This window comes from Streptomyces sp. NPDC001889 (assembly GCF_053594535.1).
On the sequence record NZ_JBSFER010000008.1, the window covers coordinates 84541 to 110203 of the forward strand.

The window sequence follows — 25663 nt, forward strand, 5'->3', positions numbered from 1 at the left end:
CGGAACGTGACTGTGATCGTGACCGAAAGCCTGAGCATGCGGTACCCCCGGGTGACCGCTCTTGACCGGCTCTCCTTGGACATCGGACCGGGTGTGACCGGTCTGGTGGGTGCCAACGGGGCCGGCAAGTCGACGTTGATCAAGATCCTGCTGGGTCTCTCCCCCGCCACGGAGGGCCGGGCCGCCGTGCTCGGCCTGGAGGTCGCCACCAGCGGCCCCGCCATCCGCGAGCAGGTCGGATACATGCCCGAGCACGACTGCCTGCCGCCCGATGTCTCGGCCACCGAGTTCGTCGTCCACATGGCGCGCATGTCCGGACTCCCGTCGTCCGCCGCCCGTGAGCGGACCGCCGACACCCTGCGCCACGTCGGCCTCTACGAAGAGCGTTACCGCCCCATCGGCGGCTACTCGACGGGCATGAAGCAGCGGGTCAAGCTCGCGCAGGCCCTGGTGCACGACCCCAAGCTGGTCCTGCTGGACGAGCCCACCAACGGACTCGACCCGGCCGGCCGGGACGAGATGCTCGGCCTCATCCGCCGCATCCACACCGACTTCGGCATATCGGTCCTGGTCACCTCGCACCTCCTCGGCGAACTCGAACGCACCTGCGACCATGTCGTCGTCATCGACGGCGGCTCCCTGCTGCGCTCCAGCTCCACCAGCGAGTTCACCCAGAACACCACCACCCTCGCCGTCGAGGTCACCGACAGCGACGAACACCCCGACGGCACCGCCGCGCTCCGGGAGGGGCTGGCCTCGGCCGGAATCACCTTCCACACGACCGCGGAGGAAGGGCTGCCCGGAGCCGGGCACATCCTGCTGATCGAGGCGGAGGGCGAGAAGACCTACGACGTGGTGCGCGACACGGTGGCCGGCCTCGGCCTCGGTCTCGTACGCATGGAACAGCGGCGCCACCACATAGCGGAGGTCTTCCGGCCGGACGCGGCCGCCCAGGGCGCGGGCCGGCCCGCCGGGGTCCAGGACCAGTCGACGGAGGCGCAGACCCGATGAGCACCCAGACCCCGGGGACGGCCCCCGACTCCACCCGTATCCACAACATCGGATACCGCAACTACGAGGGCCGGCGCCTCGGCCGCGCCTATGTGCGCCGCTCGCTGTACTCGCAGTCCCTCCGGGGCGCCTACGGACTGGGCCGCTCGGCCAAGTCCAAGGTGCTGCCGATGATCCTCTTCGCGGTGATGTGCCTTCCCGCGGCGATCATCGTCGCGGTCGCCGTGGCCACCAAGTCCACCGAGCTGCCGCTGGAGTACACCGCGTACGCGCTCTTCACCCAGCCGGTCATCGGGCTCTATCTCGCCTCCCAGGCGCCGCAGTCGGTCTCCCGGGACCTCCGGTTCAGGACGGTTCCGCTGTACTTCTCGCGCCCGCTGGAGCGGGCCGACTACGTCCTCGCCAAGTACGGCGCCATGGCGTCGGCCCTGTTCATCCTCACCGCCGCGCCGCTGGTGATCCTCTACGCGGGCGCGCTGCTGGCGAAGATGGACTTCACCGACCAGACGACAGGCTTGGGGCAGTCCTTGGTCTCCGTGGCGCTCATGTCGGTGCTCTTCGGCGGGATCGCCCTGGTGCTGGCGGCGCTCACCCCGCGCCGCGGCTTCGGCGTCGCCGCGATCATCGCGACCCTGACCATCTCCTCCGTCGCCGTGACGGTGATCCAGGAGATCGCCCGGTCGACCGACTCGATCGATGTGATCAAGTGGTTCGGTCTCTTCTCGCCGACCACCCTCATCGACGGTGTGCAGACCGCGTTCCTCGGGGCCACCTCGGGCTTCCCCGGCGAGGCCGGGCCGGACGCCGCGTTCGGAGTGCTCTATCTGCTGGTCGTCCTCGCGTTCATCGCCGGTTCGTACGCCGTCCTGATGCGCCGTTACCGAAAGGCCGGGCTGTGACCACCATCCATATCGAGAACGCCTCGCGGTGGTTCGGAAACGTGGTGGCCGTCAACGACGTCACCATGACCATCGGCCCCGGTGTCACCGGGCTGCTCGGCCCCAACGGGGCGGGCAAGTCCACTCTGATCAACATGATGGGCGGCTTCCTCGCCCCCTCCACGGGCCGGGTCACGCTCGACCAGCAGCCGATCTGGCGCAACGAGTCCGTCTACACGCAGATCGGCGTCGTGCCGGAGCGGGAGGCGATGTACGACTTCCTCACCGGGCGCGAGTTCGTCGTCGCCAACGCCGAACTGCACGGTCTGAGCGCCAGGGAGGCCCAGCACGCGCTGGCCACGGTCGAGATGGAGTACGCGCAGGACCGCAAGATCTCCACGTACAGCAAGGGCATGCGCCAGCGGGTGAAGATGGCGTCCGCGCTGGTCCACGACCCGTCGGTGCTGCTTCTCGATGAGCCGTTCAACGGCATGGACCCGCGTCAGCGCATGCAGCTCATGGAACTGCTGCGGCGTATGGGCGCCACGGGCCGCACCGTGCTCTTCTCCTCCCATATCCTGGAGGAGGTCGAGCAACTCGCCTCGCACATCGAGGTGATCGTCGCCGGCCGCCACGCCGCCTCCGGTGACTTCCGCAAGATCCGCCGGCTGATGACGGACCGCCCGCACCGCTATCTCGTCCGCTCCAGCGACGACCGCGCGCTCGCCGCCGCCCTGATCGCCGACCCCTCCACGGCCGGTATCGAGGTGGATGTCACCGAGGGCGCGCTGCGGGTCCAGGCCGTCGACTTCGGCCGGTTCACCGAGTTGCTCCCGAGGGTGGCGCGGGACAACTCCATCCGCCTGCTCACGGTCTCGCCCTCGGACGAGTCCCTCGAATCGGTCTTCTCGTACCTCGTAGCGGCCTGAAAGGAGCTGTGACGTCATGTACAATCCCACAGTCGCCCGGCTCACCTACCGGGCCCTGCTCGGCCGGCGCCGTGCGGCGATTCTCTTCGTCCTTCCCGCCCTGCTGCTGGTCATGGCCGTCGCCGTCCGCAGTTTCAACGGCGCGGACGACCAGATAGCCGCCGACCTCCTCGGCGGGTTCGCCATCGCCGCGATGGTGCCGCTGATCGGAGTGATCGCCGGCACCGGTGCGATCGGACCCGAGATCGACGACGGCTCGATCGTCTATCTGCTCTCCAAGCCGGTGAGCCGGTCGACGATCATCTTCACCAAGCTGATCGTCGCCATCTCCGTGACGATGGCCTTCTCCGCGATACCCACCCTCATCGCCGGGTTCATCCTCAACGGCAACGGCCAGCAGGTCGCCATCGCGTACATGGTCGCGGCGCTCGTCGCCTCGATCGCCTACAGCGCGCTCTTCCTGCTGCTCGGCACGGTCAGTCGGAACGCGGTCGTCATCGGTCTGATCTACGCCATCGTCTGGGAGAGCCTCTTCGGCAGCCTGGTCAGCGGCGCGCGCACGCTGAGCGTGCAGCAGTGGGCGCTCTCGCTCGCGGAGCGGATCGCCGGCGAGGGCCTGATCGGCTCGGACGTCGGGCTGCCGCTCGCCGTGACCCTGCTGGCCGTCGTCACCGTGGTGGCGACCTGGTACGCGGGGCAGAAGCTGCGGGTGCTGAAGCTCGCGGGCGAGGAGTAGGAAGCGCGCCCGCGCCCGCGTCCCCGCCTCTTGTTCCGGTGTCGGTGTCGGTGCCGGTGCCCCGGAGTCCGCGCCCACGGCCCCTGTCCGGATCACCGGGCGGGGGCCGGCGCGTGGGGGCGGGACCAAAACCGGTGGCGCGGAGCCCGGGGCCGGGGGCACAGTGAGGGAACCGGGAGTACACCCGTACGACCGGTGTCACCGGCCGGGAGAGGAGCACGACGATGACCCGGTACGCGGGTACGCCGGGCTTCTCGCAGGGCGGCGGAGGGCAGCGCGCGGAGTAGCGGTCGACCGCTCCGCTGCCCGGGAGCCGCTGCCCGGGGGGCGGTCGCTTCGAGCGCGCGTGAGCGCGGACCGCCCCTCCCGGAGGCCGGGGCCTCCCGGGGCTGGACCTCTTCCGGAGCCGGGGCCTCCCGGGGCTGGACCCCTTCCTGGGGTGGCCCCCTTTCCGGGGTGGCCCCCTTCCAGGGGCTGGACCGCCTCCGGATGGGGGACGCCGGGATCGGCCGGAGCCGCGGGCTCAGCCCCGCAGCAGGCTCTCCAGCGTCACCGCTATGCCGTCGTCGTCGTTGGACGCCGTGACCTCCGACGCCACCGCCTTCAGTTCGGCGTGCGCGTTGGCCATGGCCACACCCCGGGCCGCCCAGGCGAACATCGGGATGTCGTTCGGCATGTCGCCGAAGGCGATCGTGTCCGCCGCGCGGACCCCCAGACGGCGGGCCGCCAGGGAGAGCCCGGTGGCCTTGGTGAGGCCGAGGGGAAGCATCTCCACCACTCCGGCGCCCGCCAGCACCACATCCACCAGACCGCCGACCGTCTGCCGTGCGGCCCGGGTGAGGGCGTCGTCGTCGAGGGTGGGGTGCTGGATGTAGATCTTGTTCAGCGGGGCCGACCACAGCTCGGCCTCGTCGGTGAGGGCCACCACCGGGAGCGGCCCGTCATGGACCGCGTAACCGGGGCTGACCAGCACCTGGCCGTCGAGCCCGTCACGGCTCGCCGCCAGCGCCAGCGGGCCGACCTCGGCCTCCAGCTTGGCCAGCGCCAGCCCGGCGAGCTGACGGTCCAGCGTCACCGAGGTCAGCAGCCGGTGCTCGCCCGCGTGGTAGAGCTGCGCGCCCTGCCCGCAGACCGCGAGACCCTCGTAGCCGAGGTCGTCCAGTATGTACCGGGTCCATGGCACGGAACGGCCGGTGACGACGATGTGCGCCGCACCCGCCGCGGTGGCCGCGGCGAGCGCGTCACGGGTGCGCCGGGAGACCGTCCCGTCGGCGCGCAGCAGCGTGCCGTCGAGGTCGGTCGCGATCAGCGGATACGGAAACGGGTGCGGGGGCGGGGTGACGGGCGCGGCCGGGCTCACTGGGCGATCGGCTCCAGGATCTCCCGGCCACCGAGGTAGGGACGCAGCACCGGCGGCACCCGCACCGAGCCGTCGGCCAGCTGGTGGTTCTCCAGGATCGCCACGATCGTGCGCGGTACGGCGCAGAGCGTGCCGTTCAGCGTCGACAGCGGCTGGACCACCTTCTTGCCGTCCCGGCTCTCCCGCATCCGGATCGACAGCCGGCGGGCCTGGAAGCTGTTGCAGTTCGAGGCCGAGGTCAGCTCGCGGTACTTGCCCTGGGTCGGAATCCACGCCTCGCAGTCGTACTTGCGCGAGGCGGAGGCCCCGAGGTCGCCGGTGGCGACATCGATCACCTGGAAGGGCAGCTCAAGGCCGGTCAGCCACTGCTTCTCCCACTCCAGCAGCCGCTGGTGCTCGGCCTCCGCGTCCTCCGGGGCCACGTACGAGAACATCTCGACCTTGTCGAACTGGTGCACACGGAAGATGCCCCGGGTGTCCTTGCCGTAGGTGCCGGCCTCGCGGCGGTAGCACGGGGAGAACCCCGCGTACCGCAGCGGCAGCTTCTCGGCCTCGATGATCTCGTCCATGTGGTACGCGGCGAGGGGGACCTCGGAGGTGCCGACCAGGTAGTAGTCGTCCTTCTCCAGGTGGTAGACGTTCTCGGCGGCCTGGCCGAGGAAGCCCGTGCCCTCCATGGCGCGCGGGCGGACCAGCGACGGGGTCAGCATCGGGATGAAGCCGGCCTCGGTGGCCTGGGCGATGGCCGCGTTCACCAGGGCCAGCTCCAGCAGGGCGCCGACACCGGTGAGGTAGTAGAAGCGCGAGCCGGACACCTTGGCGCCGCGCTCGACGTCGATGGCGCCCAGCGCCTCGCCCAGCTCCAGGTGGTCCTTGGGCTCGAAGCCCTCGGCCGCGAAGTCCCGGATGGTGCCGTGCGTCTCCAGGACGACGAAGTCCTCCTCGCCGCCGACCGGGACGTCCTCGTGGACGATGTTCCCCAGCCGGAGCAGCAGGCCGCGGGCCTCCTCGTCGGCCTCGTGCTGTGCGGCGTCGGCGGCCTTGACATCGGCCTTGAGCTGCTCGGCGCGGATCAGCAGCTCGGCGCGCTCCTCGGGAGAGGCCTTGGGGATGAGCTTGCCGAGCTGCTTCTGCTCGGAGCGCAGCTCGTCGAAGCGGAGCCCGGACGACCTGCGCCGCTCGTCGGCGGAGAGCAGGGCGTCGACGAGATCGACATCCTCTCCACGGGCGCGCTGGGAGGCGCGGACACGGTCGGGGTCCTCACGGAGCTGGCGAAGGTCAATCACCCCACCAGGCTACCGGTGCGTGCTCACCGCCCCGCCACTCGTTATAGCCATGCACGGCATTTCGGCCTAATTGATGCTCTTTGCCGGTTTATCGGTGGAGGGCTCGGACTCGCGCGGACGGGCGCCCGATAAACACCATGCCATGGGCCGGCGACGGGCGGGAATCGAGGAGGGAGCGGGCCGCCGGGACGGCCGGAAGGGATCTGCATCCCTTGCGGAACGGGGGACTTGGGTCGGGCTTGTCCACAGGTGGAGGGAGTTCCGAAAAGTTATCCACAGGCTGTGCGGAAAAGTTGTGGATCGTGGAAGTGATCATTCCGTGGGTGTGGCGAAGGTCCGGTGATTCCTCTCCCAAACCCACCCCACTCCCTCATTCGGGTGGGAATTGCTCGCTCCAAAGAGTTGATCAATGAAATGAAGGTGACGGGAGCGGGGTGGCGCCGGTCGGCCGGCCTGTGGAGGGGGGTGGTGCGAGCGGGCCGATTTATCGACTGAGAGGCCGTGAGATGTCGACTTGTCCCCAGGTTGGAGGGTGACCTGTGGATAACTCTGTGGATGCGGAAATCAGCAGGTCGGGCAGGACCGGGGTGGACGGCTCGGCCGCCCGCGCCGCCCCGCGTGAGCCCTCGCGGCGGCCTGTGCCGGCCCGCGCCGGCCTTCGCGCCGGGCTGCGTCCAGCCACCCGGGCCGCCCCGCGTTCAGCCGCTCGCGCGGCCGTCCTGGGAGCGCGTCAGCCAGTCCGACGCCTCCGTGAAGTCGGCGTCCGATGTCCCCGCACGCGGCGGACGCACATCCTCCACCGCGACCCCGGCTCTCGGATACGAGCCCAGGAAGCGCACATTCGGGCAGATCCGCTTCAGTCCCATGAGCGCCTCCGCGACCCGGCGCTCGGAGATATGGCCCTCGGCGTCCACCGCGAAGCAGTAGTTGCCGATCCCCGCCCCCGTGGGCCGGGACTGGATCAGCATCAGGTTGACCCCGCGCACCGCGAACTCCTGGAGCAGACCGAGCAGCGCACCGGGGTGGTCCTCGCCCAGCCAGATGACCACCGAGGTCTTGTCCGCGCCGGTGGGCGCGGCCGGCCGGGCGGGGCGGCCCACCAGCACGAACCGGGTCTCCGCGTTCTCCGCGTCGTGGATCTCGGTCACCAGCGGTTCGAGGCCGTAGGTCGCCGCCGCGAACTCACCCGCGAAGGCGGCGTCGTACGTGCCCTCCTGCACCAGCCGCGCACCGTCGGCGTTCGACGCGGCCGACTCCCACAGGGCGTCCGGCAGATTCGCCCGCAGCCAGTTCCGCACCTGCGGCTGGGCCACCGGGTGCCCGGTCACCGTCCGCACCCGGGACAGTTCCGTGCCCGGCCGCACCAGCAGGGCGAACGCGATCGGCAGCAGCACCTCGCGGTAGATCATCAGCGGCTTGCCGGAGGACAGCTCGTCGATGGTGGCCGTGACGCCGCCCTCCACCGAGTTCTCGATCGGTACGAGAGCGGCTGCCGCGTCCCCGTTGCGGACGGCGTCCAGTGCGGCGGGCACGGACACCATCGGGACCAGCTCCCGGGTCGCGGACTCCGGAAGCGTGCGGAGAGCGGCCTCGGTGAAGGTGCCCTCGGGCCCCAGATACGTGTAGCGCGTGGCTGACATGAGGCAACCCTAGTGCGGCCGGAGACCCGTGGGCGGCCGTGTAAGAGGCTCTGCCCCTGGACACCGCCCCTTACCCGTGCCACCGCACCCGACCGTGCCCGGCCGCACCGGCTCTCAGGACTCCAGCAGCCGCTGTCCCACGTACTCGCCCTCCCGGGCCCCGCCCGGCACCGCGAAGAGCCCGCTCGCCTCATGGCGCAGGAACGGCGACAGCGCGTCCCCCCGGTCGAGCTTGCGCTGCACCGGCACGAAGCCGCGCAGAGGGTCCGCCTGCCAGCAGATGAAGAGCAGCCCGGCGTCGGGTGTTCCGTCCGCGCCCATTCCGTCGTGATAGGAGAACGGGCGGCGCAGCATCGCCGCCCCGCCGTTCTGCTCCGGGGCGGAGATCCGGGCATGGGCGTCGGCCGGGATGACCGGCTTCCCGTCCGGGCCCCGCCGGTCGAGCGCGAGCGGTGTGGTCTCCGTGCCGCCGGTGAGCGGGGCGCCGTCCGACTTGCGCCGCCCGATGATCCGCTCCTGCTCCTCCAGCGGCAGCGACTCCCAGTCGTCGAGCAGCATCCGGATACGGCGCACCACCACGAAGGAGCCGCCCGCCAGCCACTCCTGCTCGCCGCCCCGCGCCACGAAGATCCGCCGGTCGAAGTCCTCATCGGACGGCTTCGGGTTGTTGGTGCCGTCGACCTGCCCCATCAGATTGCGGGTGGTCATCGGGCGGGCGGTGGCGCCCGGGGAACGGTTGAAGCCGTTCATCTGCCAGCGCACCCGGGCCGAGGCCCCGGCCGCCTGCTGGATCGCGCGCAGCGCGTGGAAGGCCACCAGGCCGTCGTCCGCGCCGATCTGCACCCAGAGATCGCCGTTCGAGCGCCGGGCGTCCAGCCGGTCGGCGGTGAAGGGCGGCAGCGGGTCGAGACCGGCGGGCCGCCGGGCCGTCAGTCCCGTACGGCCGAAGAAGCCGCGGCCGAAGCCGAAGGTCACGGTGAGCGAGGAGGGGCCCGCGTCCAGCGCGACACCGGTGTCGCCGGTCCCGGCCGGCCGGCCCGCCATCAGCTCCGAGGCCAGCGCGGACCAGCGGCGCATCAGCGCCACCGCCTCCTTGCGGCCCGCGCCGGGCGCGAGGTCGAGGGCGATCAGATGGCCATGGGTCTGCACCGGTGTGGTGATGCCGGCCTGGTGCTCGCCGTGGAAGGCCACCGTGCCCGATCCGACGCTGCTCAGCGCGGTGGGCGCTTCGCCGGCCGTGGCGGCGTGGGTCACCGCGCCGCCCGCCGCGCCCAGCGCGAGCCCGGCCGCGCCGACGGTGCCGGCGGTGCCGAGCAGCCGTCGCCGGGAGACCCCGGGGGTCTCCCCGGGGGCTCCGTCCACCGGGGTCGTGCGCGGCACGGAGGCGGTGCGTGGTTCGGGGGTGGTGCGTGGTTCGGAGGTCATGCGCGCTTCCCGCTCATGTGTGGCTCAGCCGATCCTCACGTGAGTGTCGACGGTCGTCTGGTCGAAGTCGGAGCTCCGCACGGTCACCTGGACCTGCCAGTCGCCGGGCATCGGGATCTGCACGGAATCCGTGCTCCAGTGTCCCGCCGCGAGGCGCCCGGGGGTGACGGGCAGCGGGCCGATCTGCTTGGCCCGGAGGGTGAGGGAGACCTTCACCTCGGGTACGTCCATGGGCTTTCCGCCCGGTCCGTCGATCCACAGATGGAGCTGGTTGGCGCCCGGCCGGGCCGGGTCCAGGGTGAGCCGTACGGTGCCCTTCCCGTTGGCGCCGCCGGTGTCGAAGGGCAGCTCGGCCTCGGCCGGGCCCCGGGGGGCCGGAGCGGTGCTGCCGGAAGTGCTCGTTCCGGCCTTCCCGGCCTCCTCCTCCGTACGGCCCGGTTCGGTGGTCGTGAGCACGGTGGTCACGGCGAGCAGGACGACGGCGACGGCCGCCTCGGCCAGTACGGAGCGGCGGAGTCCGGAGCGCACGGGGTCGGCGTCCCGTGCCTTCCTGCGGCGGGCGGTGGCGAGCGCGGCCCGTTGACGGGCGAGCTGGGCGGCCCGCCCGGCGTCCTCGTTCCCCGTCGCGTCCGTATCCGTATCCGTATCCGTATCCGTATCCGTGTCCGTGTCCGTGTCGGTGCCCGCGTCGTCCGCCGACTCGTCCCGGGCCGGGTCCCCGGTGGTGTCCCGGGGCCGTTCCGCCGCCGGTGCCAGCCGTGCCGTCCACTTCCGGGAGAACCACGCGACGCCGAGCATCACGGCCACCAGCGCCACCTTGATCAGCAGCAGCCGCCCGTACTCCGTACCGGTCAGCGCGGACCACGAGCCCACCTGCCGCCAGGACTGGTACAGCCCGGTCACCGCCAGGGTGACCACGCTCGCGAAGGCGACCGAGGAGAACCTCCGTACCGCCGATGGCTCGATCGACGGCGCCCGGTGGAGGGCGGTGAGCAGCGCCGCGAGACCGCCGAGCCAGCAGGCGACGGCCAGCAGGTGCAGCACGTCGAGGGGCATCGCCAGCCCCGTCTGGATACCGGTGGAGGCGTGCTCCGAGAGCGCCCAGGTGGCGGCGATCCCGGCGGCGACGACGGTGCCGCCGACGGCCAGTCCGAAGGTGAGGTCCTTCGCCCGGGCCGGGTCCCGGTCCGCGTCCCCTGGTGTGTCCGGGGCGCCGGGGCCGGCGGCGGTCTGCCGCGCGTACGCGCCGAAGAGCACGGCGATGAAGAGCGCCGCAGCGCCGAGCAGCAGCAGCCGGGAGACCAGGGCCGCACCGGTCCTGGTCTCCAGCACGTCCTGGAGCACGCCGAGGTCGAGTACGTCGCCGAGCTTTCCGGAGGTCGTGTACGGGCCGCGCAGCAGCAGCATCGCCAGCGTCGCGGCGGTGAGCGTCACCCAGCCCTGGGCGACGAGCCGCTGGAGCGGACGGACGGCCGCGCCGCGCCGCCAGCAGAGCAGGATGAACGCGGCGGCGCCGGTCATCACGGTGAAGCCGGCGTACGCGGCATAGCGCGCGATGTCGTAGAGGACACCGACGGCTCCCCCGCCCGCCGCCGTGTCGGGCAGCGCGACCGAGGTCTTGGAGGGCGCGCCGATGGAGAAGGTGAACGCGCCGGATATGGGGTGGCTGTCCGCCGAGACCGCCTGCCAGGCGACGGTGTAGGTGCCCTCGGGCAGGTCCGGCCGCAGATCGACTCCGTAGCCGACCGTGCCGCCCCGGGAGACGTCGCGGACGGTGGATTCGTCGGCGCGCTCGCCCTGGGGGTCCAGGACCCGGATCGAGTCCTTCCCCATGTCTATCTGTTCGGAGAAGGTGAGGGTGACCTCCGTGGGGGCGGTGGCGACCACCGCCCCGTCCTTCGGATTGCTCCCGGTCAGCGCGGCGTGGGCCGAAGCGGGCCCGGCCGTGGCGAGCAGCGTGCCGAGGGCCGTGCCGATGAGCACGGCCAGGGTGAGCAGCGCCCTCAGCAGGGGCGCCGCTCTGGGCAGGGGTCTCGCGGATTCGGCCGGGTGCGGGCCGAGGTACGGGGCGGTGGCTGTCATGGCGTGGTCAGTCCTTCGTACTCAGTGCTTCTCGGGGCTGTACGTCGGTGCTTTGACCGGAAGGTCGACCGTGATCGGGTCGGACTTCTCGAAGTGCAGCTTCACCGTGACCTTCGCGCCCTCCTTCGGCTGTTCCCTGAGGCCCATGAACATGACGTGGTTGCCGCCGCGCTCCAGATTCAGCTCGCCATCGGCGGGGATGCCGAAGGACTCGACCTTCCGCATCCGCTGGTCCTTCGACTCGTGGATCGTCACATCGTCGGAGAGCGGGCTGGTGACGGAGGTGAGCCGGTCGGCTCCGCCGCCGTCGTTGCGGACGGTGAGGAAGCCGGCGGCCATGTCGCTGACGGGTTGTGGCATGAAGGCGCCAACCACCTTGAGTTCCGGCTCCTGACCGCTACTCTCGGAAGAGCAGCCGGTCAGTGCCAGCCCCGCGCTCAGGGCCACGGCACCGGCCAGAGCCCTGCTGCGGTTCGAGGACCACCGGCCCGTGGGCCACCGCTGTTCTCGGCCCCCCTGGTTCAGGGACGTCCGCCGTCCCCGGCCCCACGGGCTCACGGGTTCTCCCCGCGCACCAGCTTCGGCAGGTCCTCCGCGTACTCGTCGGCCGAGGTCCCCTCGCCGTAGAGCACATAGCCCTTGTCCGTCTTCGGTGAGAAGGCGACGATCTGCGCGCCGTGCATGGACACGACGTCGCCGTTCTTCTCCTTCTTCGCCGGATCGATCCCGATGCCCATCTGGCGGGCGCCCGCCTGGATGGTCGCGAAGTCGCCGCTGAGCCCGACGAAGGACTTGTCACCGGCGCTGGCCAGCCACTTGCCCAGCTCGGCGGGGGTGTCCCGCTCGGGGTCCGTGGTGACGAAGACGACCTGGAGCTTCTCCTGGTCGGCCTTGGACAGCGTCTTCTCGGCGATGGCGACATTGCTCATCGTCAGCGGGCAGACGTCGGGGCAGCTGGTGTAGCCGAAGAAGATCAGCGTCGGCTTGCCCTTGGTCCGCTCGCGGAGGTCGTACTTCTCCCCGTTGGTGTCCGTGAGCACCAGATCCGGCTTGGTGTACGGCTGGTGCAGCACGGTGCCGGGCTTCTTCTCCTCCTGGCCCTCGATCTTGGCGATGGAGCTCTCCGAGGGTTTCGCGGAGTCGGCGCCGTCGCCGGAGGAGCAGGCGGACAGGGTGAGCGCGGCCGCCACGACGAGCGCGGCGGCCAGCGCGGTCTTCTTACGCATGGAAAAACATCCCAGAAATGGTTACGGGAGGGGGTACACGTGAACGGTGTCAGGAGGCGCGGCGGCGGCCGGCCAGGACACCGAAGGCGACGCCCACGGCTCCTACCAGGATGCCGATGCCGCCCAGGACACGAGCCGTCGAGTCCGATGAGTCGTCCGAGGCGGACGCGGTCTCCTTCTCCTGCCCGGCGTTCTTGGCGTCGGCGGTGGAGTCGGCGGTGGCGGTGGCGCCGGCGCCGGGCTGGGTGGCGTGGTCGTCCTCCACCGGCTCCGACAGGGCCAGCACCGGGGCGGGCAGCTCGGGCTCCTTGCCCTCCTCGGGCGCCTCGATCCAGCGCACGATCTCCTTGTTGTCATACGTCTGGAGGGCCTTGAAGACCAGCTGGTCGACGTCCTCGGGCAGCCGTCCGAGCGCCACCGGGAACTGCTGGAACTGACCGGGTGCGACCTTCGCGGACTCGGCCGTCCAAGTGATCTTGGAGACCACCTCGGTGATCTTCTTGCCGTGCGACTCCAGCGGCTTGTCCAGCTTGGCCTTGGCGACCGAGACCTTCCAGCCGGGCACGGGCTGCGGCAGCGCCGAGGTCAGCGGGTGCTCGGACGGCAGGCTGATCTCCAGCTTCACGGTCGAGGCGTCGTCGCGCTCATTGGGGACCCGGAAGTTGACGGTGGCGTAGCCGCCCTTGGTGGCCTGGCCCTGCGGCTGGACGCTCACATGCGCGGCGGCGGTGCCGGAGACCAGCAGCACGGCGGAGGCGGCGACCCCGGTCGCGACCGTGACGCGGAGCGCGTTGCGCGAGAAACGGGAGGTGGGGAAGGTGCGGAAGATGTTGGTGATGTTTGAGGCACTCATGACGAAGACACTCCACAGGGTGAGGAGAGACAGGAGGCGCCGGGCACACGGAACCGCGCCGGCACACCGGCCGCACTCCCGTCGAGTGGGCCGGTCAGGCTGCGAGCACGAGGAGAGCGGGCGGCCCGCGCCTGATCACCGCGTGCTGAAGTGCCTCGCCCGCGAGCGACGGGGGAGGGTCGTCCTGGGCGCGCGGGGCGCGGGTGAGGACCACCGGGGCGCGCAGCAGACCGCCGCACAGCGCCCGTACGAGAGTGAGCGCGGCACACAGCGGGCGCAGCCGGGCGGCCTCGGCGGCCCGGCCGGCCTCCCGCACCGAGCGGGCGGACAGCTCGGTGAGCCGGGTGAGCGCCAGATCCCCGCGCCGCAGCAGCCAGCCGGTCGCCAGAGCGGCCAGCAGATGCCCCAGCAGCATGGGGAGGGAGGGCAGCAGTTCGGGCTCGGCGAGCGGGATGTGCGCCGGGTGCCGCGGCGGGGTCAGGCCCGCCGTGGTGACGACCCGGTGCGCGTCGGAGGGCGAGAGCGAGGAGGCCCCCGCCCCGCAGACCAGCTTCGCCGCCATCGTGAGCAGCGCGTCATCGGTGGTCTGCGGCATCCGCAGCCGATGGTTCTGGGAGAGGCCGAAGAGCGCGTGCAGGGCCAGCTGTCCCGCGCCCAGCGCCACGATCACCGACGGCAGCGAGCGCGCCCGGCCGGTGAAGGGCAGCACGAGGGCGAAGACCCCGAGGAATCCCACGGCCAGTGTCCACCAGGGCACGGCCGCGCAGGAGGCCACCACATGACCGGCCGCGGACAGCGCGACACAGACCGCGGTGAAGACCGCGGCCCTGAGCAGCCGTGGACCGGCTCCGGTGAAGAGAGGCGGTGGACCCGGCGCAGTCGGTGGGGGCGACGACAGGGACGACATGGCCGGGTCATCATCCCACTGAGCCCTCCGCTCCGGAACGGCAGGTCCGGAAGATCCCTCTTTGGCTGTCCGGCTGTCCCCGCGGCCCCGTGCCTCTCGCGCGCACCGCCGCCCGGGGCGGCCCCCCGGCCGCGTGGTCTACACCGCCGTACCGGTGCCGCGCGTCGGCCGAATGAGCGCAATCACAGCGGCCGGGTGCTTATGAACCCCGCCCAGGGGCAATACGTATCGGTATGTCGAGCCGCAGCCAGGAGGCTGGAGCATGAGCATCTGGTGGTCTCTCCACTTGCGGCGCGAAGCTGCGAGCATTCCGCTCGCCAGGCGTCTTCTGCTCGGCACGATGGAGACTGCCGGGGTCGACCCCGATATCTCCTTCGATCTCTCCGTCGCGCTCAGCGAGGCCTGTGCGAACGCCGTGGAGCACGGTGGCGGGCGGGAGCCGGGCGAGACCGCCGGGGCGTACCGGGTCACCGCCTATCTGGACGGCGAGAAGTGCCATATCGAGGTCGCCGACTCCGGTCCCGGCTTCCCCGGCCGCGACCCGGGCCGGGACACCGGGCGCGAGCTGCCGGCCGGTTTCCCCGTCCGGGGCACCGGGCGCGCCCCCGTCAGGGCCCAGGTGCCGGCGATGGCCGAGAGCGGTCGCGGGCTCTGTCTGATCGAGCAGCTCGCCGATCATGTGCACTTCGGCAACCGGCCGGGTCACGGCGCCGTGGTCAGCTTCGACAAAGTCCTCAAATGGCGGGAGGACGCGCTGCTCAAGGTCTCGTAGACCCTGAGCGAGCGCGCCCTCCCCCCGGAGAACTCCGGTTCACGCGGCCGTGGCGGCCGTGGCTCAGCCCTTGAGCGAGGCCATCCAGGCCTCGACCTCGTCGGCCTGCCGGGGCAGGCTCGCGGAGAGGTTCCGGTTGCCGTCCTCGGTGACGAGGATGTCGTCCTCGATCCGCACGCCGATGCCGCGGTACTCCTCGGGTACGGTCAGATCGTCCGCCTGGAAGTAGAGACCGGGCTCCACCGTCAGGCACATCCCCGGCTCCAGGGTGCCGTCGACATACGCCTCGGTGCGCGCGGCGGCGCAGTCGTGGACGTCCATGCCGAGCATGTGACCGGTGCCGTGGAGCGTCCAGCGGCGCTGGAGACCCAGTTCGAGCACGCGCTCCACCGGTCCCTCGATCAGCCCCCACTCGACGAGCCGCTCGGCGAGCACCCGCTGCGCGGCGTCGTGGAAGTCACGGAACTTCGCACCCGGCCGCACCGCGGCGATGCCCGCCTCCTGGGCGTCGTAGACGGCGTCGTAGATCTTCCGCTGAAGCTCGGTGTACCGGCCGTTGATCGGCAGGGTGCGGGTGACATCGGCGGTGTAGAGCGCGGTGGTCTCGACACCGGCGTCGAGCAGCAGCAGGTCGCCGGAGCGGACCCGGCCGTCGTTGCGGACCCAGTGCAGCGTGGTGGCGTGCGGGCCGGCGGCGCAGATCGAGCCGTAGCCGACGTCGTTGCCCTCGACGCGGGCCCGGAGGAAGAACGTTCCTTCGATGTAGCGCTCGCTGGTCGCCTCGGCCTTGTCCAGGACCTTGACGACATCCTCGAAGCCACGGGCGGTGGAGTCGCACGCCTTCTGCAGCTCGGCGATCTCGAAGGCGTCCTTCACGGCACGCGCCTCGGAGAGGTGGGTGCGCAGCTCCTCGTCGCGCTCGGCGGTGACCTTGTCGGTCAGCGCCGCCTCGATGTCCGCGTCGTGCCCGCGCACGGCGCGGACCGGGCCGGTCGCCTCGCGCAGCCGCCCGGCCAGCTCCCGTACGTCCTTGGCCGGGATGCCCAGCAGCCTCTCGGCCTCCGTGAGGGAGTGCCGGCGGCCGACCCACAGCTCGCCCTGGCCGGAGAGCCAGAACTCGCCGTTCTCGCGGTCGGAGCGCGGCAGCAGGTAGATGGTGGCGCGGTGGCCGTCGGCGGTGGGCTCCAGCACCAGGACGCCGTCCTCGGACTGGTCGCCGGTGAGGTACGCGTACTCGGTGGAGGCACGGAAGGAGTACTCCGTGTCGTTGGAGCGCGTCTTCAGCTTCCCCGCGGGGATCACCAGCCGCTCGCCGGGGAAGCGCGCGGAGAGCGCCGCGCGGCGGTCCGCCGTGTGACCGGCCTGCTCCAGGGGCTGGAGGTCGTGCAGCTCGGTGTCGGCCCAGCCGCTCGCCATGCTCGCGGCGAGTTCATCGGACACGCCGGGGTAGAGGCCGTTCTTGCGCGGCTTGATCTGCGGCTCTTCTTCTTCCGGGGTACTCGGGGTGAGCTCCTCGGCCACGTCTGCCTCCTCGATACGTCACTGGACCGGTCTCCATCGTATGTGCGACGCCGAAGAGGCTCCGAGAGATGTGAGAAGTAAGACATAACGGGCGGTCCCCGATCCCCGGCCCGTCCGTTGCGGCCTCCGTCTCCGTCTCCGTCTCCGTCAGCCGAAACGGGCGGCGAGCAGCACGATGTCCTCGTCCTCCGGGCCCTGCCCCGGCCCTTCCCGCAGCACCGTGTCCAGGACGTGGTCCGCGACCGCCCCCGGGTCCGCGCGGGCCGCCCTCGGCACGCTCGCGGCGGCGGAGCGCAGCCGGGCGAAGGCCCGGTCCATGGGGTCGCCGGTGCGCCGCAGCAGACCGTCCGTATAGAGGAGCACCGTTTCTCCGGGCTCGGGGGACAGCTCCACGCTCGGCGCCTCCCAGCAGGCCAGCATCCCGAGCGGCGCGGACAGCGAGGTCTCGACGAACTCGGTGCGCCGCTCCCCGATCACCAGGGGAGGGGTGTGCCCGGCCCCGGCGAGCACCATGCGGGCGGCCGACGGCTCGGCGTAGGCGAAGAGGGCGGTGGCGGTGCGGGCCGGTTCGGTCAGCCGCAGCAGCAGTTCGAGATCGGAGAGCACGGCGACGGGGTCCTCGCCCTCCATCACGGCGTACGCCCGCAGGGAGGCCCGCAGCCGCCCCATCGCGGCCAGCGCCCCGGGGCCCGAGCCGCTGACCGAGCCGACGGCCAGCCCGAGCGCCCCCTCGGGCAGCGCCAGCGCGTCGTACCAGTCGCCGCCGCCGTGCGGCCCGGTGCGGTGCCGGACCGCGAGTTCCACCCCGGGCACCCTGGGCAGCCTGCTGGGCAGCAGTTCCCCGGCGACGGCCGCCACCGTGGCGCGGGCGTGCTCCAGCTCCAGCAGCCGGGCCAGGTGCTCGGTGGCGTACCGGGAGTAGAGGGCCGCCAGCCGGCGCCGGCGCTGATCCGGCGCGGTGGGTTCGTCGTACAGCCAGACGGCGGCGCCCAGGGTGCCGGACGGCTCGGACGCCAGGGGCTGGGTGTAACCGGCCGCGCAGCCGAGCCGGCGGGCGACCTCGCGGTGGCGGGGGTCGAGCGAGATGTCCCCGAGGACGTCGGGGTGGGCGACGGCCTGCGGCGGCGCGCCGGGCAGCCCCCGGCTCTCCAGAATGCGCCCGTACGCGGTCGCCGCGCGCGGGACCGTCTCGATGTGCCCCAGTTCGGCATGGGTGAGGCCGAGGCCCCTGGTGAGGGCCGGGCCGCGGTCGGCGGCGAAGCGGTCGGCGCGGGAGGGCGGGGCCGTGGGCGGCGGTTCCAGGACGACCAGACCGCGGCGGGCGCCGAGCAGGGCCGCCCCGGCTTCGAGCAGCTCCCGGAGGGCGTCGTCGAGCGAACGGGTCGCGGCCAGCCGCTCGGTCAGCTCGTGAAGGGTGGCCAGATCGGAGACCCAGCCCGCCAGCCGGTCCTGGACCAGTGCCCCGGGGGAGACACCCGGAGCCGTCCCGGCCGCGATCCCGGGGATGGCGGGCGTGGAGAGAGAAGGGGAGAGGGGCGCCGTAGTGTGCTGCGGAAGCGGAAGTGCTGAGTTGATTCCAGCCACTTTCGGCAGATGGGGGGCGCTCATCGCGATCGGCTTTCCACCTGGTGCGTTCTGCTCAATAGCATCGCAAACCCCCATGTCATTCATGTCATTCTGCGTGGCTACCCATGCATCCACATCTACACGCAGAAGGAAGGGGATGTCCAGCATTGCACCAGTGGGATTGATGGTGTCTGAGGGACTTTGAACCGCTCTTGGGTCAATCTTGAACTTGGCTGAAAAAAGCGCCTGATGGAGGTCGGTGAGGTCGACTGAGGGCGTTCGGCAGTCGATCCCTCGGTGGATCTCTCCGGGGCACGGGTCCTGGAGCGGCCCTCCGCGGAAAGCGTCATACCAAACGTTGTGGGTACGTAAACAGTGATGGCCAGGGGCAATTGGCACCGCCCCGGAACCTGGCGATCGACTCTGGCGTCCTCATAGTCGCAGGCCGTGCCAGAACCGCACGGCAGGCCCCACAGGAGTGGGGGGCGATCCCCCGGGCGGTGGGCGCGAACAGCAAGTGCCAGGCGCGCGCCACCACGGGCGGCGCGTTGAATGGAGTACAGCCCACGTTCGGCCCTCGGCGGCGACCCTGCCGCAGGAGATGCGAGGGCCGCCCATGTCGCCGGCGCGGGGCGGTGAAACGCCGGCCAGTACGTACTCGTAACGCCCAGTACGTATTTTGTACGCACAGTGAAGAGCTGCACACATGGTGTCATGTGGACCTCGGCGTTCAACGGAAAGGAACGAGCGCACATGCGCGAGATCCTCGGAAGGCGACGCAGGCTCCGGTTTCGGCGCAAAAGGGGACCTGTACAGCCAGCACAGCTGGAAGCGGCGCTCCTCTGCGCCACCGAGTGGCAATGGCCCGTACTTCCCGGTGCGGGGCTGAAGTCGGCCGGCGGTCGCGGTGACCGCGGGCGCGGCTGTGCCTGCCCGGACCCCGAGTGCGTCGTGCCCGGCGCACACCCGTTTGACCCCGGACTCCTCGCGGCGACCACCGATGAGCGGATGCTGCGCTGGTGGTGGGCGAATCGGCCCGCCTCGCCGGTCGTCCTGGCCACCGGCGGGAGCGCACCCTGCGCGGTGAGCCTCCCCGCCATGGCGGGAGCGCGCGCGCTGGCGGCGCTCGACCGGATGGATCTGCGGCTGGGGCCGGTCGTCGCGACGCCCACGCGGTGGTCGCTGCTGGTCGCCCCCTACAGCCTCGAACAGCTCGGTGAGCTGCTCTTCGCCAAGGACTGCGTGCCGAGTTCGCTGCGCTTCCACGGCGAGGGCGGATATCTGGTGCTGCCTCCGTCGGAGACGGGCGTGGGGCAGGTCCGCTGGGAGCGGGCTCCGCTGCCCGGGTCGGCCACGCCGTGGCTGCCGCGGGTGGAGGCGGTGGTGGACGCCCTGGTGGAGGCGAGCACGAATGCGCCGGACGGCGGAAGCCGGCTCGCGTACTGAACCACCCGCGCGGGGAGCCATCCGCGCGCGAACCATCCGCGCGGAGTCGCTTGTGCGCGGTCACGGCTGGGAGGGCCGGCTTCCGCACCCGTTCGGGGGCGGGGGCCGGCCCTCGGCCGTCTAGGGGAAAACCGGCGATGGGTCAAGGGCACCAGAGTCGGCCGAAACTAAGCGTGATCACGCGGATTCCGAGCGTAGGTCTTCGGGCGCGCACGCCTTCGGAAGCCGCGGTTCCGGGCTGGAACTCGCCCCTCCGGAGCTGCCGCGCGCAGCCGCCCGGCACGGCGGCCGGAGAACGCCATGGGGTGTCCCGGGTCCATATCGGTGCAATGCGGTGGAGGCGAATTCAGTTCCGTACGCGCCGCGAGGGGCCGACCGGGTGAGAGTGACGAACCACCCGTGCGGTTGACTCGGATGGCGGGCCGGGCGCCGATGAGATCCCGCGAGGTCTTTACTCCGGGCCTACATGTGGCATGACCATGGAGAATTCCGCGATTTCGCAGTTCATCGATGGTGGCCGGCTCCCGCGCGCCGGGCAGATGCCCGGGTGCCCTCGGGGCGGAGGGGGCAACTCCACTGCGTCCACCAGAGGTTGACGGATCGTCAACGGGGCATGTCGTTCCGTTGAAGATTCAGTAAATGGAGAGGCCCGATCGCTGGCGACGGGGGATGCACCAGCGACCGGGCTTCTAGAACGGTAACAAGAGATCGGCGGTTCGCAAATTCGATCTCGGGTATTCGGACAGCGATTCAGCTGCCATTGGCGCGAGTTGTGACTGGAGTCACTCGGCTTTTCTCGGCGGGCGGCTGAGCCGGGTCATCCGGTGGACCGGCCGCTCAGCTCAGGGTGACCTGACGGTTGGTGAGGCCCCCGCGCGCCCGCCGCTCATCGGCGGTAAGCGGAACCTCCGTGGCGAGCGCGTCGGCGAGCCGCTCGGCGAACTCGGCGGCCGGCTTCCCGCACTCCGTGGCGCCCATCGCGCTCGGCAGGTCCCAGACCGGGACCATCAGGCCGTGCGCGCGGAACGAGCCGACGAGCCGGGTCCCCTCGCCGAGCGATGTCCCGCCGGCGGCATGCAGCCGCGCCAGCGCGTCCAGCAGCTTCTCCTCGGGGTGGGGCATGACCCAGCGCAGATGGTTCTTCTCCGGCGTCTCGCACCAGTAGGCGGATTCGACCCCCGAGAGCTTCACGGTGGGGATCGCCGCCGCGTTCGCCCGCTCCAGGGACGCGGCCACCTCCGGGGTGGAGCTCTCCTGGGACTCGGGCACCCAGAACTCGAAACCGGAATGGACCTCGGGGGTGAAGTCGGCCGCCGGGTCCAGCAGGTCCTGAAGCCTCGGACCATCGCCGGAGACCCGCTCTCCGCCGACCGGATTCCCCGGCTCCGTCGCCAGCGCACGGCTCAGCGTGTCGGCGAGGTCGCGGCTGAGGTCGCCGGAGGAGGTGTCGTTCTGGAGGCCGAGCAGCACGGAGCCGTCGTCGCGGCGGAGCGCGGGCCAGGCCATCGGCAGTACGGTCGCCAGGGTCACGGACGGCACTCCGTCGGGCAGTCCGTCCCTGAGGGTGAGCCGCACGGTGGCGGCGGGCACCAGTTCGCGCAGGGCGACCCAGTCGCACTCGCCCGCCAGGCCCTCGAAGGGGCGCTGGACCAGCTCGGTCACGGAGTGCGCGGCCTCCCGGCCGTGGCAGGCCTTGTAGCGGCGGCCCGAGCCGCAGGGGCAGGGCTCGCGTGCCCCGACCACGGGTACGGGCTCATGGGCGCCGCGGGTCCGGTTCTTGGGCTGAGGCTTCGATGCCTTGGTCTGGGGGCGCTTCTTGGCCATGTGCGGCTTCTCCCGGGTGCGGCGGCGCTGCTGTCAGCGGTGTCCGCTGTATGCGGCGGTGCTGTCTCTGGGCGCGAGCCTAGCCGTCCGCCGCGCACGCGCTCGCGGTGCCATGGGCTGCCCTGCCCCCGGCCTGCTTCGGGGGCCCCGGTCGTGTTCGATACGGGCGCCGGCCGGAGCGGTCGTACGGTCGGCCCGAGCCGCCAGGCCTTCCATAACGCTCCTCGACGCTTTCCGGTGCTTCTCAGCACGTCCTCGTGCTGGTTCTCTTCCCTGCCCTTCCGTTCCTTCCCGTCCTTCCGGCCCTCTTCCCCGGAGTGCTTGGGGCCCTCGGAGCCCTGGTCGCCGAACGTCCCGCCATCTCAGCCGAGATCGTCACAGACCTCCGCGAAGTCGAAGCCCGGGGCAGTGACGCGCGTAGCGAAATCGCCGCGACGATGCCCCTCGTTCACCCGGGCCCATACGGTGACCTCGCCCGCCGCACTGTCGCGGACGCCCCACTCCTGGGCCAGCGCGCTGATGATGTTCAGCCCGCGCCCGCCTCTCGCGGTCACCGACGGCGTCGCCGGAATGGGCCGGGTGGGACCTCCGCCGTCCGTCACCTCGACCGTGAGCCGGCCCGCTCTGTCGACGCGCCAAGCGGCGCGAATGTCTCCGTCTCCCACCTCCACGTGTCCCAGCGGCCTGCCATGCCGGTAGGCATTGCTGAGAAGCTCGGAAAGAATCAGAACTGCATCGTCGACGACCGAGTCCTGGACCCCGCTGCGGCGCAATTCCTCGCGCATACGGTGCCTTGCCTGACCCACGCCCGCAGGGCCATGGGGTACGGCCATGCTCGACGACGTGGGCACCTCTTGTGCCACCACCAACGCCACCCCCGAGACCTCCTTTGCCCCACGCCACGGTGTGAATGCCCCAATGGACTGGACCGGAAACCGTTCGAGGCGGGGGCAGTGACGCACTCCTCACCGCCGATCCGGGCGGAGCGCGCCGGTGCGCTCCCGGGCATCCCCGGGGCGGGTGCTCCGGCGTTTACCGGCGGCCCAGTTGGGAGAGGACCTGCCGCGGCCGGTTGGTGATGATCGCCTCCACCCCGAGCCGGGCGCACAGCTCCACGTCCTCCGGCTCATTCACCGTCCAGACATGCACCCGGTGGCCGGCGCGGTGCAGCCGGGCGATGTAAGCGGGGTGATTCCTGACAATACGGATGCCGGGGCCCGCGATCCGCGCCCCGGCCGGCAGCCGTCCGTCCCGCAGCCGGGGGCTCACGAACTGCATCAGATAGACGGTCGGCACGGTCGGCGCCGCCGCGGCCACCCGGTGCAGCGAACGGGCGGAGAAGCTCATGATGCGTACGGGGGAGTCCTCGGCGCCGGCGGGCGCCGCGAGCCCGAACCGGCCGAGGAGCCTGAGCAGCCGCTCCTCGACCTGGCCCGCCCAGCGCGTCGGGTGCTTGGTCTCGATGGCCAGCTCGACCCGGCGCCCGGAGTCGGCGACGAGTTCGAGGAGCCGCTCCAGGGTCAGTACGGAGGTCAGTGAGGGATCGCCCCAGTCGGGGCTCTCCGCGGAGTCCTCGCGCCCCTTCCAGGTCCCGAAGTCGAGAGCCGAGAGATCCGCCAGCTCCAGGGCGGAGACGGCGCCCCGGCCGTTGGACGTCCGGTTCACACGCCGGTCGTGGACACAGACCAGATGACCGTCGGCGGTCAGCCGCACATCGCACTCAAGGGCGTCCGCACCGTCCTCGATCGCCTTCATGTACGCGGCGAGTGTGTGCTCGGGCGCGTCCTCGGACGCTCCTCGGTGAGCGACGACCTGGATGTGGTGCTGCCGTGCTGGGGTCACCGCGTCATGGTGCCATCGTGAGGGGACGGGCGAGGGGCGGGGGCGGCCGGACGGGGCTTGATGCCAACGGGGGGGCGCGCTTCCCGCTCCCGCGCCGGTCGGGCACTCTGGGGGTGGCGAGCCCGATGCCGTACGCGGAGGTGCCGGGTACCCCGACGGGGCGCCGCGCGGTCCTCCGGACGGTGGTTCCGGCGGGTGTCCGGGCGGTGTTCTGGCGGGTGTCCGGGCGGGTGTCCCGGTGGGTGTCCGTTTCGCCCTAAGTAAATGATTGCCGGAATACCCACAGCTCCTGCTTACAGTGGCCTGACGGGCCGTGGGAAATGCTGGAGTGAGACACCTTGAGACATTCTTTCCGCGACAGCGGCACCAGCGGCACCAGCGGACGTCTGCCGGAGTGATCGACGTGGAACTGAGGAGAGAGCTGTGAGCACTGAGAACGAGGGCAACGAGGGCACTGCGCAGTCGGCAGCCCCGTCCGTACCTCCTGTGCCGGCAGCGCCTCCCGGGGCCGCCCCGCCGCCCGCCCCCGCGGGCCCGCCCTCCCCGGGCGCCCCGGCCGCTCCCGCGCACTCCCCGGAGCCGCCGCCCGGCGAAGCCGCCCGGGCCCAGGCGCCGGCCGACTACCCTCTCCCGTCCCCGCACCCCGGGACCGGGGCCACCGCACCCCTTCCCGGCGGCCCCGTCCCGCCCCCGCCGGGCCCCCAGGATTCGGGCACGGCCCACCACCAGGCGGGGGGCTGGCCCCCGCCGCCGCCCGCTTCCCCCGCGTACGGAGGCGACGGCGCCTTCCACGACGGCGGCTCCCCCGCCACCTGGGGCGTACCGGTCCAGCCGGAGCGCCCCAAGCGCAAGCGCCCGAGCGGCCTGCTCGCGGCGGTGCTGGTCGCCGCGCTGGTCGCGGGCGGCGTCGGCGGCGGAATCGGCTACTGGGCGGCCGAGCGCAACGACGACGGCGTCGACTCCACCACCGTCTCGGCGGCCGACATCCCCCAGGAGCTGAAGCGCGAACCGGGCACGGTCTCGGCGGTCGCCGCCAAGGCACTGCCGAGCGTGGTCACCATCGACGCCAAGTCGGGCGCGGGCACCGGCGACCTCGGCGGCACCGGCGGGACGGGCGAGCAGGAGGGCGGCACCGGCACCGGCTTCGTCTACGACCAGGAGGGCCACCTCCTCACCAACAACCACGTCGTCGACTCCGCCGCGGACGGCGGCGCGCTGTCGGTGACGTTCTCCAACGGCAAGAAGTACGACGCCGAGGTGGTCGGCCGCGCCCAGGGGTACGACGTCGCGGTGCTCAAGCTCAAGAACCCGCCCTCGGCGCTCGCCCCGCTCCCGCTCGGCGACTCCGGCAGGGTGGCCGTGGGCGACTCCACGATCGCGATCGGCGCGCCCTTCGGCCTGTCGAACACGGTCACCACCGGCATCATCAGCGCCAAGAACCGTCCGGTGGCCTCGGGCGACGGCTCCAGCGGCAAGAACTCGTACATGAGCGCCCTCCAGACCGACGCCTCGATCAACCCCGGCAACTCCGGTGGACCACTGCTCGACGCGCGCGGTGCCGTCATCGGGATCAACTCGGCCATCCAGTCGACCGGTGGCGGTTTCGGCCAGTCCCAGGCGGGCTCGATCGGCCTCGGCTTCGCCATCCCGATCAACCAGGCGAAGAACGTCGCCGAGCAGCTCATCAAGACGGGCAAGCCCGTCTACCCCGTGATCGGCGCGACCGTCGACATGGCCAACAAGGGCACCGGCGCCAGGATCACCGCCCAGAGCTCCGGCGGCACCCCGGCCGTGACCCCGGACGGCCCGGCGGCGAAGGCCGGCCTCAAGGCGGGCGACCTGATCACCCAGTTCGCCGGCAAGCCGATCGACAGCGGCCCGACCCTGATCGGCGAAATCTGGAACCACCGCCCCGGCACCAAGGTGAAGCTCACCTACGAGCGCGACGGCAAGCCCGCCACCACCGAGGTCACCCTCGGCGAACGCACCGGCGACAGCTGACCCGCCCCCGCCCCACCACAACGCGGCTGCGACCGCCCCCACCGTGCCGGTACTCTGTAGGCCGCTCCGCGCCAGGTGATGGCGCGAAGCGTGGGTGGGTTGCCCGAGCGGCCTAAGGGAACGGTCTTGAAAACCGTCGTGGCAGTGATGTCACCGTGGGTTCAAATCCCACACCCACCGCTGTACGCGCGGATGGAGAAGGGGCGCCCCCGATGCGGGGGCGCCCCTTTCTCGTCCGGGGTCTCCCGCTCCGCGCACCGGCCCCTGCGCCGCGCTGCCGGTCCACGCGCCGGCGCGGGGCGGGGCCGGGGTGGTGGGGGATTCTTGATCATCTGGCGGGGGTCTGTGGTGGAATGCG

21 protein-coding genes and 1 tRNA gene are annotated in these 25663 nt (G+C 71.6%); 8 read left to right on the top strand and 14 right to left on the bottom strand.

Features of this window, described 5'->3' with window-relative positions; translation table 11 throughout:
• Positions 1 to 12: 12 nt before the first annotated feature.
• Genes ACWCRA_RS10690 through ACWCRA_RS10705 form a run of 4 tightly spaced genes read left to right on the top strand, consistent with a single transcriptional unit; the run spans position 13 to position 3554 of the window.
• Positions 13 to 1011: an ABC transporter ATP-binding protein gene (locus tag ACWCRA_RS10690; RefSeq protein ID WP_451067326.1), complete on the top strand. Its 999-nt coding sequence runs from the start codon at positions 13 to 15 to the stop codon at positions 1009 to 1011.
• Positions 1008 to 1910, top strand: a complete 903-nt coding sequence (locus tag ACWCRA_RS10695) for an ABC transporter permease (RefSeq protein WP_351545040.1) — start codon at positions 1008 to 1010, stop codon at positions 1908 to 1910. The genes ACWCRA_RS10690 and ACWCRA_RS10695 overlap by 4 nt, the downstream gene beginning before the upstream one ends.
• Positions 1907 to 2818 (top strand): ABC transporter ATP-binding protein, encoded by a 912-nt coding sequence (locus ACWCRA_RS10700; protein ID WP_451067252.1) that lies wholly within the window; start codon positions 1907 to 1909, stop codon positions 2816 to 2818. The genes ACWCRA_RS10695 and ACWCRA_RS10700 overlap by 4 nt, the downstream gene beginning before the upstream one ends.
• A 16-nt stretch (positions 2819 to 2834) precedes the next feature.
• Positions 2835 to 3554: an ABC transporter permease gene (locus ACWCRA_RS10705; protein WP_351545034.1), complete on the top strand. Its 720-nt coding sequence runs from the start codon at positions 2835 to 2837 to the stop codon at positions 3552 to 3554.
• A gap of 523 nt (positions 3555 to 4077) precedes the next feature.
• On the opposite strand, the gene ACWCRA_RS10710 is transcribed toward ACWCRA_RS10705, so the two are convergent.
• The 9 genes from ACWCRA_RS10710 to ACWCRA_RS10750 form a co-directional block, all read right to left on the bottom strand.
• On the bottom strand, positions 4078 to 4914 hold the full coding sequence (locus ACWCRA_RS10710) for an HAD family hydrolase (protein ID WP_351545031.1): 837 nt from the start codon (positions 4912 to 4914) through the stop codon (positions 4078 to 4080).
• Positions 4911 to 6200 (bottom strand): serine--tRNA ligase, encoded by a 1290-nt coding sequence (gene serS, locus ACWCRA_RS10715; RefSeq protein WP_351545028.1) that lies wholly within the window; start codon positions 6198 to 6200, stop codon positions 4911 to 4913. The genes ACWCRA_RS10710 and serS overlap by 4 nt, the downstream gene beginning before the upstream one ends.
• 698 nt (positions 6201 to 6898) lie before the next feature.
• Positions 6899 to 7840, bottom strand: coding sequence for a prephenate dehydratase (pheA, locus tag ACWCRA_RS10720; protein WP_351545025.1), 942 nt, complete (start codon positions 7838 to 7840; stop codon positions 6899 to 6901).
• 114 nt (positions 7841 to 7954) lie between these two features.
• Positions 7955 to 9265 (bottom strand): iron uptake transporter deferrochelatase/peroxidase subunit, encoded by a 1311-nt coding sequence (efeB, locus tag ACWCRA_RS10725; protein WP_451067253.1) that lies wholly within the window; start codon positions 9263 to 9265, stop codon positions 7955 to 7957.
• 24 nt (positions 9266 to 9289) lie between these two features.
• Positions 9290 to 11347, bottom strand: a complete 2058-nt coding sequence (locus ACWCRA_RS10730) for a copper resistance CopC/CopD family protein (protein WP_451067254.1) — start codon at positions 11345 to 11347, stop codon at positions 9290 to 9292.
• A gap of 21 nt (positions 11348 to 11368) precedes the next feature.
• Positions 11369 to 11872, bottom strand: coding sequence for a copper chaperone PCu(A)C (locus tag ACWCRA_RS10735; RefSeq protein ID WP_451067327.1), 504 nt, complete (start codon positions 11870 to 11872; stop codon positions 11369 to 11371).
• A 29-nt stretch (positions 11873 to 11901) separates the two neighbouring features.
• Positions 11902 to 12573, bottom strand: a complete 672-nt coding sequence (locus ACWCRA_RS10740) for an SCO family protein (protein ID WP_451067255.1) — start codon at positions 12571 to 12573, stop codon at positions 11902 to 11904.
• A gap of 49 nt (positions 12574 to 12622) precedes the next feature.
• Complete coding sequence (locus tag ACWCRA_RS10745; protein WP_451067256.1) at positions 12623 to 13426, bottom strand: YcnI family copper-binding membrane protein; 804 nt, start codon at positions 13424 to 13426, stop codon at positions 12623 to 12625.
• A 94-nt stretch (positions 13427 to 13520) separates the two neighbouring features.
• Positions 13521 to 14333 (bottom strand): hypothetical protein, encoded by an 813-nt coding sequence (locus ACWCRA_RS10750; protein ID WP_451067257.1) that lies wholly within the window; start codon positions 14331 to 14333, stop codon positions 13521 to 13523.
• Between the two features lie 262 nt (positions 14334 to 14595).
• Between ACWCRA_RS10750 and ACWCRA_RS10755 the strand changes: the two genes are divergently transcribed.
• Positions 14596 to 15105 (top strand): ATP-binding protein, encoded by a 510-nt coding sequence (locus tag ACWCRA_RS10755; RefSeq protein ID WP_351545008.1) that lies wholly within the window; start codon positions 14596 to 14598, stop codon positions 15103 to 15105.
• Between the two features lie 63 nt (positions 15106 to 15168).
• On the opposite strand, the gene ACWCRA_RS10760 is transcribed toward ACWCRA_RS10755, so the two are convergent.
• On the bottom strand, positions 15169 to 16626 hold the full coding sequence (locus tag ACWCRA_RS10760; RefSeq protein WP_351545005.1) for an aminopeptidase P family protein: 1458 nt from the start codon (positions 16624 to 16626) through the stop codon (positions 15169 to 15171).
• A 147-nt stretch (positions 16627 to 16773) separates the two neighbouring features.
• Positions 16774 to 18360, bottom strand: coding sequence for a PP2C family protein-serine/threonine phosphatase (locus ACWCRA_RS10765; protein WP_451067258.1), 1587 nt, complete (start codon positions 18358 to 18360; stop codon positions 16774 to 16776).
• Positions 18361 to 18945: 585 nt separating this feature from the next.
• On the opposite strand from ACWCRA_RS10765, the gene ACWCRA_RS10770 reads away from it, so the two are divergent.
• Positions 18946 to 19638, top strand: coding sequence for a bifunctional DNA primase/polymerase (locus tag ACWCRA_RS10770; protein ID WP_351544999.1), 693 nt, complete (start codon positions 18946 to 18948; stop codon positions 19636 to 19638).
• Positions 19639 to 20475: 837 nt separating this feature from the next.
• Here ACWCRA_RS10770 and ACWCRA_RS10775 read toward each other — a convergent pair.
• The 3 genes from ACWCRA_RS10775 to ACWCRA_RS10785 all read right to left on the bottom strand — a co-directional run bounded on the left by ACWCRA_RS10775 (position 20476) and on the right by ACWCRA_RS10785 (position 23304).
• On the bottom strand, positions 20476 to 21462 hold the full coding sequence (locus ACWCRA_RS10775) for a DUF5926 family protein (RefSeq protein ID WP_351544997.1): 987 nt from the start codon (positions 21460 to 21462) through the stop codon (positions 20476 to 20478).
• A gap of 362 nt (positions 21463 to 21824) precedes the next feature.
• Positions 21825 to 22424: an ATP-binding protein gene (locus ACWCRA_RS10780; protein ID WP_351544994.1), complete on the bottom strand. Its 600-nt coding sequence runs from the start codon at positions 22422 to 22424 to the stop codon at positions 21825 to 21827.
• Positions 22425 to 22494: 70 nt separating this feature from the next.
• Entirely contained in the window at positions 22495 to 23304 is an 810-nt protein-coding gene (locus ACWCRA_RS10785; RefSeq protein ID WP_451067259.1) for a glycerophosphodiester phosphodiesterase, read from the bottom strand.
• A 423-nt stretch (positions 23305 to 23727) separates the two neighbouring features.
• On the opposite strand from ACWCRA_RS10785, the gene ACWCRA_RS10790 reads away from it, so the two are divergent.
• Together ACWCRA_RS10790 and ACWCRA_RS10795 are read left to right on the top strand one after the other, a co-directional pair.
• Positions 23728 to 25305 carry a S1C family serine protease gene (locus tag ACWCRA_RS10790; protein ID WP_351544988.1) on the top strand — a complete coding sequence of 526 codons (1578 nt, stop codon included), beginning with the start codon at positions 23728 to 23730 and terminating at the stop codon, positions 25303 to 25305.
• Between the two features lie 93 nt (positions 25306 to 25398).
• Positions 25399 to 25485 (top strand) — tRNA-Ser (locus ACWCRA_RS10795).
• Positions 25486 to 25663: the final 178 nt, after the last annotated feature.